The 15,384-nt window shown below is 71.4% G+C and carries 13 protein-coding genes and 1 pseudogene; 5 read left to right on the top strand and 9 right to left on the bottom strand.

All coding sequences use genetic code 11. The features are described from left to right. From AC1DQF_RS03505 to AC1DQF_RS03495, 3 genes and pseudogenes are all read right to left on the bottom strand, one after another. Window positions 1-270: pseudogene (locus AC1DQF_RS03505) on the bottom strand (methylmalonyl Co-A mutase-associated GTPase MeaB); the annotation flags it as partial. Continuing rightward, window positions 270-2,441, bottom strand: coding sequence for a methylmalonyl-CoA mutase (scpA, locus tag AC1DQF_RS03500; protein ID WP_477523822.1), 2,172 nt, complete (start codon window positions 2,439-2,441; stop codon window positions 270-272). The pseudogene AC1DQF_RS03505 and the gene scpA, both read right to left, overlap by 1 nt. Continuing rightward, the gene (locus AC1DQF_RS03495) at window positions 2,438-4,231 is read right to left on the bottom strand and encodes a methylmalonyl-CoA mutase family protein (protein WP_477523821.1); all 1,794 of its coding nucleotides are present in this window, start codon (window positions 4,229-4,231) and stop codon (window positions 2,438-2,440) included. Before AC1DQF_RS03495 ends, scpA begins: the two co-directional genes overlap by 4 nt. A 150-nt stretch (window positions 4,232-4,381) precedes the next feature. Between AC1DQF_RS03495 and AC1DQF_RS03490 the strand changes: the two genes are divergently transcribed. The 4 genes from AC1DQF_RS03490 to AC1DQF_RS03475 all read left to right on the top strand — a co-directional run bounded on the left by AC1DQF_RS03490 (window position 4,382) and on the right by AC1DQF_RS03475 (window position 9,085). After that, entirely contained in the window at window positions 4,382-5,470 is a 1,089-nt protein-coding gene (locus tag AC1DQF_RS03490) for a glycosyltransferase (RefSeq protein WP_477523820.1), read from the top strand. A gap of 94 nt (window positions 5,471-5,564) precedes the next feature. Beyond that, entirely contained in the window at window positions 5,565-6,278 is a 714-nt protein-coding gene (locus AC1DQF_RS03485; RefSeq protein ID WP_477523819.1) for a succinate dehydrogenase cytochrome b subunit, read from the top strand. An 18-nt stretch (window positions 6,279-6,296) separates the two neighbouring features. Continuing rightward, entirely contained in the window at window positions 6,297-8,345 is a 2,049-nt protein-coding gene (locus AC1DQF_RS03480; RefSeq protein ID WP_477523824.1) for a fumarate reductase/succinate dehydrogenase flavoprotein subunit, read from the top strand. Continuing rightward, entirely contained in the window at window positions 8,342-9,085 is a 744-nt protein-coding gene (locus tag AC1DQF_RS03475) for a succinate dehydrogenase/fumarate reductase iron-sulfur subunit (RefSeq protein ID WP_477523818.1), read from the top strand. The genes AC1DQF_RS03480 and AC1DQF_RS03475 overlap by 4 nt, the downstream gene beginning before the upstream one ends. A gap of 233 nt (window positions 9,086-9,318) precedes the next feature. On the opposite strand, the gene AC1DQF_RS03470 is transcribed toward AC1DQF_RS03475, so the two are convergent. The 4 genes from AC1DQF_RS03470 to AC1DQF_RS03455 all read right to left on the bottom strand — a co-directional run bounded on the left by AC1DQF_RS03470 (window position 9,319) and on the right by AC1DQF_RS03455 (window position 12,298). Beyond that, on the bottom strand, window positions 9,319-10,263 hold the full coding sequence (locus AC1DQF_RS03470) for a hypothetical protein (protein ID WP_477523817.1): 945 nt from the start codon (window positions 10,261-10,263) through the stop codon (window positions 9,319-9,321). 195 nt (window positions 10,264-10,458) lie between these two features. Next, entirely contained in the window at window positions 10,459-10,686 is a 228-nt protein-coding gene (locus AC1DQF_RS03465; protein ID WP_477523816.1) for an SCO4848 family membrane protein, read from the bottom strand. Next, window positions 10,683-11,750: a YihY/virulence factor BrkB family protein gene (locus AC1DQF_RS03460; protein WP_477523815.1), complete on the bottom strand. Its 1,068-nt coding sequence runs from the start codon at window positions 11,748-11,750 to the stop codon at window positions 10,683-10,685. The genes AC1DQF_RS03465 and AC1DQF_RS03460 overlap by 4 nt, the downstream gene beginning before the upstream one ends. A gap of 29 nt (window positions 11,751-11,779) precedes the next feature. Continuing rightward, complete coding sequence (locus AC1DQF_RS03455) at window positions 11,780-12,298, bottom strand: 2'-5' RNA ligase family protein (RefSeq protein ID WP_477523814.1); 519 nt, start codon at window positions 12,296-12,298, stop codon at window positions 11,780-11,782. Between the two features lie 61 nt (window positions 12,299-12,359). On the opposite strand from AC1DQF_RS03455, the gene trpS reads away from it, so the two are divergent. Further along, window positions 12,360-13,409, top strand: a complete 1,050-nt coding sequence (trpS, locus tag AC1DQF_RS03450; protein WP_477523813.1) for a tryptophan--tRNA ligase — start codon at window positions 12,360-12,362, stop codon at window positions 13,407-13,409. Window positions 13,410-13,722: 313 nt separating this feature from the next. Here the strand turns inward: trpS and AC1DQF_RS03445 are convergent, their stop codons facing one another. Both AC1DQF_RS03445 and AC1DQF_RS03440 read right to left on the bottom strand, forming a co-directional pair. Next, complete coding sequence (locus AC1DQF_RS03445; RefSeq protein WP_477523812.1) at window positions 13,723-13,896, bottom strand: hypothetical protein; 174 nt, start codon at window positions 13,894-13,896, stop codon at window positions 13,723-13,725. A 160-nt stretch (window positions 13,897-14,056) separates the two neighbouring features. Continuing rightward, on the bottom strand, window positions 14,057-15,265 hold the full coding sequence (locus AC1DQF_RS03440; RefSeq protein ID WP_477523811.1) for an MFS transporter: 1,209 nt from the start codon (window positions 15,263-15,265) through the stop codon (window positions 14,057-14,059). Between the last annotated feature and the right edge of the window lie 119 nt (window positions 15,266-15,384).

The following is a 15,384-nucleotide window of genomic DNA, read 5'->3' as shown; positions in this document are numbered from 1 at the left end:
CGGGTCCACCGCCAGGACGCCGACCCGGTGACCGGCCGCCGTGAGGGTGGTGCCGAGGGCCTCGATGAAGGTCGACTTGCCGACACCGGGGACGCCCGAGATGCCGACCCGGGTGGAACCGGTGGTGCCGCCCAGTTCGGTGAGCAGCTCGCGCGCCGCGACCCGGTGGTCGGGCCGCGACGACTCGACGAGGGTGATCGCGCGGGAGACCGCGGACCGCTGCCCGTCCCGGATGCCCTCGACGAGCGCCGCGACGTCGGGGACCGCCATCAGCGGAGCTTGGCCAGCAGGTCCAGCGCCGAGTCGGCGATGACCGTGCCCGGCAGGAAGACCGCCGCGGCACCCATGTCCTTCAGGGTCGCCACGTCGTCGGGCGGGATCACTCCGCCGATGACGATCATGATGTCGGGGCGGCCCTGGTCGGCCAGCGCCTGCTTGAGCGCGGGCAGCAGCGTGAGGTGGCCGGCGGCCAGGGACGAGACGCCGACGATGTGCACGTCGGCGTCGACCGCCTGCTGGGCGACCTCCTCGGGCGTGGAGAACAGCGGCCCCACGTCGACGTCGAAGCCGAGGTCGGCGAAGGCGGTGACCACCACCTTCTGGCCGCGGTCGTGGCCGTCCTGGCCCATCTTGGCGACCAGGATGCGCGGGCGCCGGCCCTCGGCCTCCTCGAACTCCTCGGTCGCGGCCAGCACCTGGGCGACCTTGCCGTCGGGGGCGGACCCTGCCTCGTCGCGGTACACGCCGCTGATCGTACGAATGACGGCCTGGTGGCGGCCGTACACCTTCTCCAGCGCGTCTGAGATCTCGCCGACGGTCGCCTTCGCCCGGGCCGCGTCCACCGCGAGCGCCAGCAGGTTGCCGTCGAGGGAGCCGTCGCCGGACGCACCGCGCTCGGCACTGTGGGTCAGGGCCTCCAGCGCACGGCGTACGTCGTCGTCGTCGCGCTCGGCGCGCAGCCGCTCGAGCTTGGCGATCTGCTGGCGGTAGACGTCGTCGTTGTCGACCTTGAGCACGTCGAGCGGGTCCTCGTCGGCGAGCCGGTAGGTGTTGACGCCGATGACCTTCTGCTGGCCGGAGTCGATCCGCGCCTGCGTGCGGGCGGCCGCCTCCTCGATGCGCATCTTGGGGATGCCCTGCTCGATGGCCTTCGCCATGCCGCCGGCCTGCTCGGCCTCCAGGATGTGCGCCCACGCCCGCTCGGCGAGGTCGTGCGTGAGCCGCTCCACGTAGTACGAGCCGGCCCACGGGTCGATGACCTCGGTGGTGCGGGACTCCTGCTGGAGCAGCAGCTGGGTGTTGCGCGCGATGCGGGCCGAGAAGTCGGTCGGCAGCGCGATCGCCTCGTCGAGGGCGTTGGTGTGCAGCGACTGGGTGTGGCCCTGGGTCGCGGCCATCGCCTCGATGCAGGTGCGCCCGACGTTGTTGAAGACGTCCTGCGCGGTGAGCGACCAGCCGCTGGTCTGGGAGTGCGTGCGCAGGGACAGCGACTTGGGGTTCTGGGGGTCGAAGTCGCGCACCAGCCGCGCCCACAGGGCCCGGGCGGCGCGCATCTTGGCGACCTCCATGAAGAAGTTCATGCCGATCGCCCAGAAGAACGACAGTCGCGGGGCGAACTGGTCGATGGTGAGGCCCGCGTCGAGGCCGGCGCGGATGTACTCGACGCCGTCGGCCAGCGTGTAGGCGAGCTCGAGGTCGGCCGTCGCCCCGGCCTCCTGGATGTGGTAGCCGGAGATGGAGATCGAGTTGAAGCGGGGCATCTTCTGCGACGTGTACTGGAAGATGTCGCTGATGATCCGCATGCTCGGCGCCGGCGGGTAGATGTAGGTGTTGCGGACCATGAACTCCTTGAGGATGTCGTTCTGGATGGTCCCCGCGAGCTGCTCGGGCTTGACGCCCTGCTCCTCCGCGGCCGCGATGTACATCGCCATGATCGGCAGCACGGCGCCGTTCATGGTCATCGACACCGACATCTCGTCGAGCGGGATGCCGTCGAAGAGGGTCCGCGTGTCGTAGATCGAGTCGATCGCCACCCCCGCCATGCCGACGTCGCCGCGCACCCGGGGGTGGTCGGAGTCGTAGCCGCGGTGGGTGGCGAGGTCGAAGGCGACCGACAGGCCCTTCTGGCCCGCCGCGAGGTTGCGGCGGTAGAAGGCGTTGGACTCCTCCGCGGTGGAGAACCCGGCGTACTGGCGCACGGTCCACGGCTGGGTCGTGTACATGGTCGGGTAGGGGCCGCGCAGGAACGGGCTCAGGCCCGGCCAGGTGTCGAGGGCGTCGAGTCCCTCGAGGTGCTCGGGCCCGTAGACCGGCAGGACGTCGATGCCCTCGGGGCTCGCCCACGCCTCGGTGTCCCCGGCGGTCGCACCGCCGACGGGCTGGGCCACGCCCCCCAGCGGGAGTCCCGCGAAGCTGTCCGGAATGCCTGCGCTGGTGCTCATGCGAGCGCCTCCCTCGTCCGGGTGAGGAACGCGAGCGCGTCCACCCCCATGGCTGCACTGTCGTCGACGCCGTCCAGCGGCTTGCCCGCGACGATCACGTGCGTCGCCCCGGCCTCGCGGAGGGCGGCGACGACGTCGGCACCCCACTCGGCGTACGTCGTGTCGGTCCCGGCCAGGCAGACCACCGGCTGCCCGGCGTACGCCGCGAGCACGGACTCGACGCCATCGGTCGGTCCGGCCACCTCGACCGCGATGCCACCGGCGGCGAGGAGGTTGCTGGCGAAGGTCGCCCGCGCGGTGTGGGCGGCGACCGTGCCGAGGGTCGCGAGGAAGACCGGTCGCGTGGCCGGTTCGTCTCGCAGCGCCTCGAAGGCCGCGCCGTGGCGACGTACCGGGTCGGGCTCGCCGGCGCGCTCGGGGAGCACCTCGGCCAGGTTCGGGAACTCGCTGAGGCCGGTCAGCGGCCGCCGCCGGGTGGCGACCTCGCCGGCCCGGACCGCAGCGGYGTCCTCGACGCGGGCGAGCAGGGAGCCGTCGTCCAGCGCGGCGACGATGCCCCCGGCCGTCTCGATCCGGCCGAGCTCCTCCCACGCCACACGGGCGAGGTCGTCGGTCAGCCGCTCGACGGCGTACGAACCGCCGGCGGGGTCGGCGACCCGGGCCACGTGCGACTCGGAGATGAGCAGCGACGAGGTGTTGCGGGCGACGCGGCGACCGAGGGCGTCCGGCACACCGAGGGTGACGTCGAAGGGGACGACGGTCACTGCCTCGGCTCCTCCCACCCCCGCCGCGAACGCCGCGACGGTGCCGCGCAGCATGTTGACCCAGGGGTCGTAGGAGCTGAGCATCGGCCGACTGGTGACCACGTGCTGGCGCATGGCCGACGAGTCGGCCCCGCCTCCCGACAGCTCGACGACCCGCGCCCACAGGCGACGGGCGGCGCGCAGCTTGGCGATCGTCGGGAACTGCTCGTCGGTGGCCGCGAGGCGGAACTCGATGAGCCCGAGCGACTCCTCCAGCGACAGGCCGGCGCCGGTGAGCACGCGCAGGTACGCCGCTCCGGTGGCGATCGCGTAGCCGAGCTCCTGGGCGTCGGTGGCGCCCCGGTCGTGCAGGGCGGTCGCGTCGACCGTGACGCCGAGGACGCCGTGCTCCCGGGCGAGTCGGGCGACCGCGACCATCGCGTCGAGGTCGACGTCCGTCGCGTGGCGCACGCGGGCGCCGACCGGGTCGGCGCCGAGGTTGGTGCCCGGGTGAGCGTCGACGCCCCGCTCCTCCAGGACCGCGAGCAGCGCCTCGGCGGCCGCCACCGGCTCACCGGGCGCCTCGAGGGTCACCGGGGCGAGGTCCGCGAAGACCCCCTGCAGCACCGTCGCGAGGTCGGTCGCCGAGAGGCCACGACCGAGCTCGACCCACAGCGAGGTCGCACCGTTCTCGAGGTCGACCAGGACCGCCTCGTGGGCGGCCGCGGCGTCCGGGCCGAAGACCCAGGCCCGGATGTCCCAGTCGCCGGCGCGCGTCGGCCGCCCGCTCGTGGTCAGGTCGGCGACGCTCTCCCGGGTCCCGATCGGGGCCACCGCGATGCCGTCCAGGGTGGTGCGGGTCAGCGCCTCCCACGCGGCGGAGTCGGGGTCGTCCTCCCCCAGCCGGCGCGCCTTGCGCAGCACCGCTGCGGCCGCGGTCTCCCATGCGGCGGCGTCGTGCCGGTCGTCGGGGGACTCCAGCCGGAGCGAGCCCTGCTCGGGCTCCAGCTCCGTCGGCTCGTCGAGGCCGCCTTCTACGTCGGTCATGCAGCGCAGGATAGGCCCGTCGGGCGGGTCGGGTCAGGGGCCGGTCCTATGGCATACCTCTCACCGGGGCGCCCCGGGCTTCACCCGACGTTGACCTGCGGTTGGCCCCGCCGACCACCCCCGTCGGTCCCCGTCCGCCAGTGTCGGTCCATGGAGACCCGTCGGATCGCGCTGGTGACCGAGACGTTCTACCCCGCGGTGGACGGCACCACCACGACGCTCAAACAGGTGGCCGACCACCTCATCGACGCCGGCCACGAGGTGCTCCTCCTCGCCCCGGGGCCGGGCCTGACGACGTACCGGCGCAGCCGGGTGGCCCGCATCCGACCTCTCGACAGGCCCGGGAGCCAGGTGCGCGAGGCGCTGGCGCGCTTCGAGCCCGACCTGGTGCATGCCGTCTCTCCCGGCACGTTGGGCCGCAAGGCGCTCAAGCACGCCCGGCGCCTCGGCGTGCCCACGCTGGTGGTGCAGCACGCCCCGCTCACCGAGCTCACCCGCCAGCTCTGGCTCGCCAAGGTCGCGGCGCGCGCCGACGGGCTCGTCGTGACGTCCGACTTCCTCGCCGACCGCCTGCACCGGCTCGGGCTCGACCCCGCCGTGTGGGAGCCCGGGGTCGACACGCGTGCCTTCACCCCGGCGCTGCGGGACCGCTGGCTGCACGACCGGTGGTCGCGGGCCCGGTCCCGCGAGGGACGCCGCGTGGTCGTCGGGTACGCCGGCAGCCTGCACGAGCGCCACGGCGTACGCCGTCTCGTCGAGGTCGCCGACCTAGCCGGCGTGCAGCTCGTGGTCATCGGCTCCGGGCCCCAGGAGGCATGGCTGCGCCGCCGCGTCCCGCAGGCGCGGTTCACCGGGGCGCTGCGCACCGGCGAGCTCGCCACCGCGCTGGCCTCGCTCGACGTGCTCGTGCATCCCGGCGAGCAGGAGACGTGCTGCCACTCCCTGCGCGAGGCCGCGGCGAGCGGGGTGCCCGTCGTCGCCCCTCGTACCGGCGGGGCACCGCGCGTGGTGCGCGACCTCGAGACCGGACTCCTGTACGACCCGACCACGGGCTCCGGCCTGCGGCGGGCCGTCGAGTCGGTCGCCGGTGACCGGCACCGCGCCCTGCTGGGACAGCGCGGACGCGAGCTGTGCACGCGCACCTGGCAGGACGCGTGCGGCGAGCTGGTGGCCGACCACTACACCCCGCTGCTCGCACCCCTCGACCGCGCCGGACGTCGGCGTACGGCGGTCGGCTGACCTCTCGTCCGCACTGGGTGAGGCCCACCCGACCGGACGCATGTCACACTCCCCCGGGGCCACACGCGGGGTCGCTGGCGGTACCGTGACCTCCGTGGCTACGCAAACTTCAGCCCCGACCCTGGTGAAGGGTTCTCGGGCGGCCCGTTCGACCATCACGCTCAAGATCCTGATGGCCGCCAGTGGCATCGTCTTCATCGGCTTCGTGCTCGTGCACATGTACGGCAACCTCAAGGCCTTCGCCGGCCATGACGCCTTCAACGAGTACGCCCACCACCTGCGCACCTTCGGGGAGCCGATCCTCCCCTACGGGGGCCTGCTGTGGATCGTGCGTGTCGGCCTGATCGCGGCACTCGTGGTCCACGTCGCCTCGGCGTACGCCCTCGCGCGACGTGCCTCCACGGCCCGCACGCAGAAGTACGTCGTCAAGAAGAACCGGTCATCCTCGCTGTCCTCGCGCACGATGCGCTGGGGTGGCGTGACGATCCTGGTCTTCCTCGTGTGGCACCTCCTCAACTTCACCATCGGGAAGATCAACCCGTCCGGCGGGGCGACCAACGACCCCTACAACCTGATGGTCGACACCTTCGACCTCTGGTGGATGACGATCATCTACCTCCTGGCGATGCTCGCCCTCGGCCTGCACCTGCACCACGGCACGTGGAGCGCGATGCAGACGCTGGGCCTCACCTCCACCGCCGCCGCCCGGAAGCGTGCGAAGACCGCCGGCTGGGTGCTCGCGGTCGTGATCGCCGGCGGCTTCTCGCTGGTCCCCCTGTTCGTCCTCTTCGGCGTGATCTCCAAGTAAGGGAGCCGACACATGGCCATGACTGATTCCTCCGGGACCGTGTTCACCAACCAGCCCTCCGTGCAGACCTCCGACGACGCCGCCGGCTACTACACGCCCGGCGAGCCGCTGGTCGACGCGAAGGCGCCCACCGGCCCGATCGCCACGCGGTGGACCAACCGCAAGTTCGAGAACCGGCTCGTCAACCCGGCCAACCGCCGCAAGCTCGACGTGATCATCGTCGGCACCGGTCTGGCCGGCGGCTCGGCCGCGGCCACGCTCGGCGAGGCCGGCTACAACGTGAAGTCGTTCTGCTACCAGGACTCCCCTCGTCGGGCCCACTCGATCGCCGCCCAGGGCGGCATCAACGCGGCCAAGAACTACAAGGAGGACGGCGACTCCGTCCACCGCCTCTTCTACGACACCGTCAAGGGCGGGGACTACCGCTCGCGCGAGTCGAACGTGTACCGCCTCGCCGAGGTCAGCACGAACATCATCGACCAGTGCGTCGCCCAGGGCGTCCCGTTCGCCCGTGAGTACGGCGGCCTGCTCGACAACCGCTCGTTCGGTGGGGTGCAGGTGTCCCGCACGTTCTACGCCCGCGGCCAGACGGGCCAGCAGCTGCTGATCGGCGCCTACCAGGCGCTCGAGCGGCAGGTGGCGGCCGGCACCGTGACGACGTACACGCGTCACGAGATGCTCGACCTGGTCATGGTCGACGGCAAGGCGCGAGGCATCATCGCCCGCGACATGGTCACCGGTGCCGTCGAGACGCACACGGCCGACGTCGTGGTGCTCGCCTCCGGCGGCTACGGCAACGTCTTCTACCTCTCCACCAACGCGATGGGCTGCAACGTCACCGCCGCGTGGCGTGCGCACCGCAAGGGCGCCTACATGGCCAACCCCTGCTACACGCAGATCCACCCGACCTGCATCCCGGTCTCCGGCGAGCACCAGTCCAAGCTGACCCTGATGAGCGAGTCGCTGCGCAACGACGGTCGCATCTGGGTGCCGAAGAACAAGGAGGACTGCGACAAGGACCCGCGGGACATCCCCGAGGAGGACCGCGACTACTACCTGGAGCGGATCTACCCGTCCTTCGGCAACCTGGTCCCCCGCGACATCGCCTCCCGCCAGGCCAAGAACATGTGCGACGAGGGTCGCGGTGTGGGTCCCAAGGTCGGCGACTTCCGACGTGGCGTCTACCTCGACTTCGCCGACGCCATCGCGCGCCTGGGCAAGGCCGGCATCGAGGAGAAGTACGACAACCTCCTCGACATGTACGAGCGGATCACGGGTGAGAACCCCTACGAGGTCCCGATGCGGATCTACCCCGCCGTGCACTACGTCATGGGCGGCCTGTGGGTCGACTACGACCTGCAGTCCAACATCCCCGGCCTGTTCGTGACCGGAGAGGCCAACTTCTCCGACCACGGCGCCAACCGCCTCGGGGCCTCCGCCCTGATGCAGGGCCTGGCCGACGGCTACTTCGTGCTCCCCAACACCATCCGCGACTACCTCGCCGACGGTCCCTTCGAGCCGGTCGGCGACGACCACCCCGAGGTGGTCGCCGCCCGCGACGCGGTCCAGGCCCGGATCGAGCGGTTCCTGTCGATCAACGGCGAGCGTTCGGCCGACAGCTTCCACAAGGAGCTCGGCAACCTCATGTGGGAGTACTGCGGCATGGACCGCAACGCCGAGGGCCTGCGCAAGGCCATCGACGGCATCCGCGAGCTCAAGCGCGAGTTCTGGTCCAACCTCCGGGTGCTCGGCACCGCCGAGTCGCTCAACCAGAGCCTGGAGAAGGCCGGCCGCGTCGCCGACTTCCTCGAGCTCGGCGAGCTCATGTGCATCGACGCCCTCAACCGGCGCGAGTCGTGCGGCGGACACTTCCGCGGCGAGTCGCAGACCGAGGACGGCGAGGCGCTGCGCATCGACGACGAGTTCGCCTACGTCGCCGCGTGGGAGTTCGCCACCGCCCCCGAGAACGACCCCAACGAGCCGCAGAGCTCGATGGGCAGCCCGGTCCTGCACAAGGAGGACCTCCTCTACACCGCGATCGAGATGAAGCAGAGGTCCTACAAGTGAAGCTCACGCTCAAGATCTGGCGCCAGGCCGATGCCGAGGCGACGGGCGAGATGCGTACCTACGCGCTCGACGGCGTCTCGGAGGACATGTCGTTCCTCGAGATGCTCGACGTCCTCAACGAGCAGCTCAACGCCGCCGGCGAGGACCCGGTCGCCTTCGACTCCGACTGCCGCGAGGGCATCTGCGGCACGTGCGGCCTGATGATCAACGGCCAGGCGCACGGCCCGGAGGTCACCACGACCTGCCAGCTGCACATGCGCACGTTCTCCGACGGCGACGAGATCACCATCGAGCCGTGGCGCGCCGACGCGTTCCCGGTCGTCAAGGACCTCGTCGTCGACCGCGGTGCCTTCGACCGGATCATCCAGCAGGGCGGCTTCATCTCCGCCAACACCGGTTCGGCCCCCGAGGCCAACTCGGTGCCGGTCCCCCGCGACAAGGCGATGCGCTCGTTCAACATGGCGACCTGCATCGGCTGCGGCGCCTGCGTCGCCGCATGCCCCAACGGCTCGGCCTCGCTCTTCATGGGCGCCAAGATCACCCACCTCGGCGAGCTGCCGCAGGGCCAGCCCGAGCGCGACGCGCGGGTGGTCAACATGGTCGGCCAGCACGACCACGAGGGTTTCGGCGGCTGCACCAACATCGGAGAGTGCACGGCCGCCTGCCCCAAGGGCATCCCGCTCGACGTGATCAGCCAGCTCAACAAGGACCTGCGCACCGCGCTCAAGCACGGTCACTGATCCTCCCGATCACTCCCTGGCCCGTCCGGACTCGCGTCCTGGCGGGCCAGTGGTGTGTCCGGGGTCCTTCCTCCCCTTCCTCCGCTTCCTCCCCTTCCTCCCGCGGAGCGGTGAGCCAGCCACATTTCCTCGCTCGGTCCTGTGGCTGCGTGACCGCTGCCCCGCGCGTCGTACGGCGACACCCCGGCGGGCGGTGACTCAGCCACATCTCGCGCCTCGAGAAGGTGGCTCACTCACCGCCCGGAAGGGCGCGGTCGTACGACGTCTGAGAGTCGCCGGAACAACGTCAGCCACAGCTCCCCGAACTCCGGGACCGGGCCGTCGTACCCACCCTCGAGCAGCAGCCGGTGGATGCGGCCGATGGCCACCCGGGGCGTGCGCATCCGCTCCTTGGTGACCTGCTCGTAGTCGATGTCGGCCCTCCGGAACACCGCGTAGCGATCGATGTCGCCGGTGTACTGGTCGCGGTCCTCCTGGTGCTGACTGCCCTCGTACTCGACCGCGCGTCGCCACTGCGGGTACCAGAGGTCGGGGATCACGACGTGACCCCCACCGAGCTCCAGGGGAAGGTTCACCTCAGGCTCCGGCAGGCCCGCGAAGCGCACCAGGGTGAGGAGCTCGGCCTCGGGGAGGGACCGGCATCGGTCGTCGAGGGCGTCTCTCACCCAGCGCGCCTCGGCACATCCGCGCCGCCACGGCTGGTCGGACACCAGCGCCTCCAGCAGGGACGCGTCCATCAGGCCGAGGTGCAGGAGGAGACACCCGACCTTGATGGCGTCGAGGGTGCGGGCCTCGGCGCCGTACGCCGCGAACGCCGCCTCCGCGGTGACGCCCTCGCCGTCCTCCGGCGGCATCATGACGGTGCGGTGCAGGAACACGCCGGGCAGGGCGAGGTGGTGGTCCCCCTCGACGACGAAGTGCAGGGGCGTGCGCGGCCCGTGGTCGAGGCCGAGCTCCTGGATCCGGGTGATGCCGGTCGTCCGCGCACCTTCGGGGAGGGCCAGACGGGCCGCGCGGAGGTCGTCGGCGAAGCAGGACTCGTGGTCCCGGTGCCGGTAGACCTCGTGGTGGACCCGGACGAACTGGACACCCTCGAGCACGCGCGGCGTGATGCCGGCGGCGAGGGCCTCGGCGCGCGTGAACGGGCCGGCGCGGAACTCCTGGGGAACGGCGAACATGGCCACGATCTCGCCACCAGCCGGACGCTCCCGCCACCGCCGCGCGGCCCACTGGGGAGCCACGGGACCCGTGCCGTGCCTGTGCGTTCTTCTTGGCTCGCGCTCCGCCCTCGGGGAGCGGTGGCTCAGCCACGTTCGACGTACGAGGAATGTGGCTGGCTCACCGCCCCCGGCGGAGGGTGGGGAGGACCAGGGTCAGGAGCGCGAGCGCAGCACCCGGACACCCCAGACGGCGAAGACGCCGCCGAGGACCAGGTTGGCCACGATCAGCCCCGAGTGGGCGATCCAGTAGCCCGCGGGACGGTCCTCGCCGGCCGCGTGGGCGGCGTACAGGTTCTTGGTGAACATCCCCCAGGTGATGGCGTTCCAGACGGCCACCCCGACGAGGAACACCCCGTGCTTGCGGGTCAAGGTGATGCTCACTGCTTCCTCCTGATCACGGCGACGAGCGCCAGCATGGTCGCCGCGCCGGCCGCGAAGGCTCCGACGGGACGTGTGGGGTGCGTGGAGAGGTCGGCGGCACCGAGGGTGGGGCTGTGCTCGACGACCTGCTGAACGTCGATCTGCGGACCCTCCACGTCGCCCTCGCGCCACGCCTCACGCTCGCGCTGCTCCCGGGCCGCCGGGGTCGTGTGGGCCCAGGCCGCGGAGAGCACCACGACGCGGGAGAAGTAGTTCATCCACACCACCAGGATCAGCGCGATGCCGAAGGCCTGGGCGGCTGGCTGGTTCTTGGTACCAGCCAGCAGGAAAGTCGACAGCTGCTTGAGCACCTCGAACACGAGCGCACCGAGCAGGGCACCGGACCACAGCGAACGTGTTGGCACGGGCGGCGCGGCGAGGACCCGGAAGAAGGCGAAGAACAGCAGCGTGCTGGCGGCCAGGCCGAGGGCCAGGCCCATCACCCACACGAACGGCTCCACGCCGGCACCGAGGCCGAGGAACTCCAGGATCGRCGTCGCCAGCTTGGTCGCGACCCCCGAGACCGCAACGCTGAGGAACAGCACGGTGCCCAGCATCACCAGGGCGAGGATGTCGCGGAGCTTGCCCCAGACGAAGTTGGGCTGCTCCTGGTCCGGCTCCTCGAAGACCGCGACGAGGGCGGCGCGCATGCCCGATAGCCAGCCGAGACCGGAGTAGAGCGCGACCAGCAGGCCGATGCTCACGATGCCGGACGCCGACCCCTGCAGGGTGTCGAGGCTCAGCTCCCCCTCGCCGTTGCCGACGATGCCCGGCAGCACGCCGTCGATGGCCGTCACCAGGTGGGTCTGGGCCTTGGGGAAGGCGCCGGAGATGAACCCCACCACGGCGAACGCGACGGCGATCAGGGGGAAGAAGGACAAGAAGGCGAAGTAGGTCACGGCCGCGGCCAGCGCGCTGCCCTTGACGTTGCCGTAGTGCTGCACGGTGCGCACGAGGTGGTCGAGCAGGCGCGAGCGCTCCCGCGCGTCCTCGATGCGCTGCTTCACCGATGCGACCAGTGCCATGCGGACTCCCGAGATCAGACGGTGCGGGCTCAGGCGGTGGGCTGCAGGGCGAACTCCCGCGTGGGCTGCCACCCCGCACCCTCGTCGTGGACGTACAGCGAGAAGGCGCCGGCCGTGAACTCGCACTCGAAGTCGGACAGCTCGGAGAAGGCCCGGTCGAGCTGCGCGTCGGCGAGGTGGTGGGCGACGGTCACGTGCGGGTGGAAGGGGAAGTGCAGGTCCATGGCCAGGGGTCCGCGGCGTACGGCGTCCGCCAGCAGCTCGACCTCCGAGATGCCCTCGACCAGGGTCACGAACACCACCGGCGAGACGGGGCGGAAGGTGCCGGTCCCCCGCAGGTGGATCCGGAAGGGCTCGAGCCCGGATGCCGCTCCGACGAGGTGCGCCTCGACGGCCGGCAGGTCCTCGGCGGGGATCTCCACCGGAGGGATCAGCGTGATGTGCGTCGGGATCTGCGTCGCGGTGGTGTCCCCCACCGCGGTGCGGTAGTCCTGGAGCTGGGTCGCCCACGGCTCGGGGATAGCCAGAGCCACACCGATGGTCACCACGGAGCGACCCTAACCGGTTACCCGTTCGCGTCCGCAGGGCACCGGTTCATAGACTCCCCCGGTGACCGAGTCCTACCAGGCAGCCCTCGCCCGCAGCGCCGAGCTCGACAAGCTCCTCGACACCGACCCCGGGTCGCTGCGCATGCTCACCGGCGACCGACCGACCGGGGCCCTGCACATCGGGCACTACTTCGCCTCGATCCGCAACCGGGTCCGTCTCCAGCAGCGCGGCGCGGAGATCTGGCAGCTCGTCGCCGACTACCAGGTGATCACCGACCGCGAGGCGCTCGGCGACGTCGCGGGCAGCGTGCGCGGCCTGGTCATCGACAACATCGCGGCCGGCCTCGATCCCGAGCAGGCGACGATCTTCACCCACTCGTCGGTCCCGGCCCTCAACCAGCTGATGCTGCCGTTCCTGAGCCTGGTCAGCGTGGCCGAGCTGCAGCGCAACCCCACGGTCAAGGACGAGGCGAAGTCCGCCGGCATCACCTCGATCGGCGGCCTGCTGCTCACCTACCCGGTCCACCAGGCCGCCGACATCTTGTTCTGCAAGGCCAACGTCGTCCCGGTGGGCCGCGACCAGCTCCCCCACCTCGAGCAGACGCGGGTGATCGCCCGCCGCTTCAACGACCGCTACGGCGTGACCTTCCCCGAGCCCGGCGCCCTGCTCTCCGAGGCCACCCTCATCCTGGGCACCGACGGCACCAAGATGAGCAAGTCCAAGGGCAACGTCATCGAGCTGCGGATGAGCGCCGACGAGACCGCGAAGAAGATCAAGGGTGCCAAGACCGACTCCGACCGGGTCATCACCTACGACCCCGAGGGCCGTCCCGAGGTGGCCAACCTGCTCCTGCTCATCTCGTTGTGCGAGGGATCCGACCCCGCGGTCGTCGCCGAGGAGATCGGCGACGGCGGCGGCGGCGTGCTCAAGAAGCGGCTCACCGAGGCGGTCAACACCGAGCTCGCGCCGCTGCGTGCGCGTCGTGCCGAGCTCGAGAAGGACCCGGCGTACGTCGCCGACATCCTGCGTCGCGGCAACCAGCGGGCGAACGAGGTGGCCGAGACGACGCTGGACGAGGTCCGTGCGCGGATGGGCATGGTCTACACCTGAGGACCACGGCAGCCGCCAGGTCATCGGCTACGCGCCGGGCACCCAGGGCATGGCCGACCGGTGCGCGCCGTCCCGGCAGTTCTCCCAGGGGCTCGACTACGAGGGCCTGGGCACGGCCGGGGTGCACACCTACGGACCGCGTCTCCCAGGGACACGCCGGCCGATGTCGGAGCTGATGGCCCAGGAGCCGTTCCGCTCGATCATCGCCGCCCAGCGCATCGGAACCGTCAAGCCGGGCGTCCCGGTCCTGGTCAGCGCTTCTCGGCCAACGTCGCCCCGCTCCCCCAGGTCAGCAGCTGATGGCTGCTCTGACTCAGGCGGTCCAGGCGACGCTCTCGAGGACGTGGTCGGCCCAGGGGTTGATGCCGACGAGCTCGTTGCGGCGCGAGATCAGCTCGACCACGTCGTGCGTACGCCGGTCGCGCAGCTGACGGCGGCGCTCCAGCTCGGTGTCGTCGTGGTGTCCGTGCTCCGGCTGCTCGATCATCGAGGCCTCCCCTGGGTTGGTCGTGTGGGCGGCCCGGGTCCCGGGCGCCTGGCGACCATCCTTCTCGGGGAGTGCTACCGCATGGTTGAGCGCGTGTTACGGACAGGTTCCGGTCCGGCCGTCGTGTGTCATCCGACGTCACCGGACGTTCACCTGCCGGTCAGGCGCGCCTGCTCCGGTGCAGCCAGGCGGACACCAGGAGCACCACGAGACCACCCAGGCTCAGCGCGACACCCACCAGCGCAGGAGCGCGGTAGCCGGCCCCGGCCGCGATGACCAGGCCACCCAGCCAGGCGCCGAGGGCGTTGGCGACGTTGAGCGAGGCGTGGTTCATCGCCGCCCCCAGCGTCTGGGCCTCGCCGGCCACGTCCATCAACCGGAGTTGGAGGTTGACGACCAGCACCGAGCCGAGCGCGGTGATCAGGAAGACCACGGGCAGCGAGGCGAAGCCGTAGGGCACCACCAGCCAGAACAGCAGCAGCGACAGCGCCATCCCGACCGAGCCGATCAGCAGCGAGCGGAAGATCGACCAGTCGGCCATCACCCCGGCCAGCCAGGTGCCCGCGACCATGCCCAGCCCGAAGGAGAGCAGGAAGAGCGGCACCGCGGCCTCGGACAGGCCGCCCACCTCGGTGACGGTGGGGGCGATGTAGGAGTAGACGGCGAACATCCCGCCGAAGCCGATGGCCCCGGCCAGCAGCGTCAGCCACACCTGCGGCAGCGCGAAGGCACGCAGCTCACGGCGACCCGACGCGTCCTTGTCACCGGCGACCGATGGCACGTAGAGCGCGACCAGCGCCAGGGTCACGACGCCGAGCGCGGTCACGGCCCAGAAGGCCGAGCGCCAGCCGAGGTGCTGGCCCATCCAGGTCGCGGCCGGCACGCCGACCACGTTGGCCACGCTCAGGCCGAGCATGACCGAGGCCACCGCGCGACCCTTGCGGGCGGGGCTCGCCAGGCTGGCCGCCACCAGCGACGCGACGCCGAAGTAGGCACCGTGGGGCAGGCCGGCGGCGAAGCGGGCGACCATCAGCCCGCCGTACGACGTCGCGAGCGCGCTCGCCGCGTTGCCCACGGCGAACGCCACCATCAGCGCCAGCAGCAGCGCCCGGCGCGGCAGCCTCGCGCCCAGGAAGGCCAGGAGCGGGGCGCCGACGACGACGCCGAGGGCGTAGGCGGAGATGACGTGGCCGCCGGTCGGGATGGAGACCCCGACACCGGCCGCGATCTGGGGCAGCAGGCCCATCGTCACGAACTCGGTGGTGCCGATCGCGAAGCCGCCCATGGCGAGGGCGAGCACGGCGAGCGCGAAGTGCTGGGCGCGGATCTCGGGCGTGTGGTCGACGGGGGCATCGGCGGTGGAGGTCATGGGTGGCACCTATCCTCCAAGGACGCGCCGCACCGACCTATTCCGCGGCACGGGCCCTGCCCCCCGTCGCGTGCCACACCTCACACCGCACGCGCCCGCACACCCCACGTGCCCGCGAG

The organism is Nocardioides sp. P4_G4, from assembly GCF_056401085.1.
The sequence above is the reverse complement of the archived record's forward strand: the minus strand, read 5'-3'. Positions and strand labels throughout refer to the sequence as shown.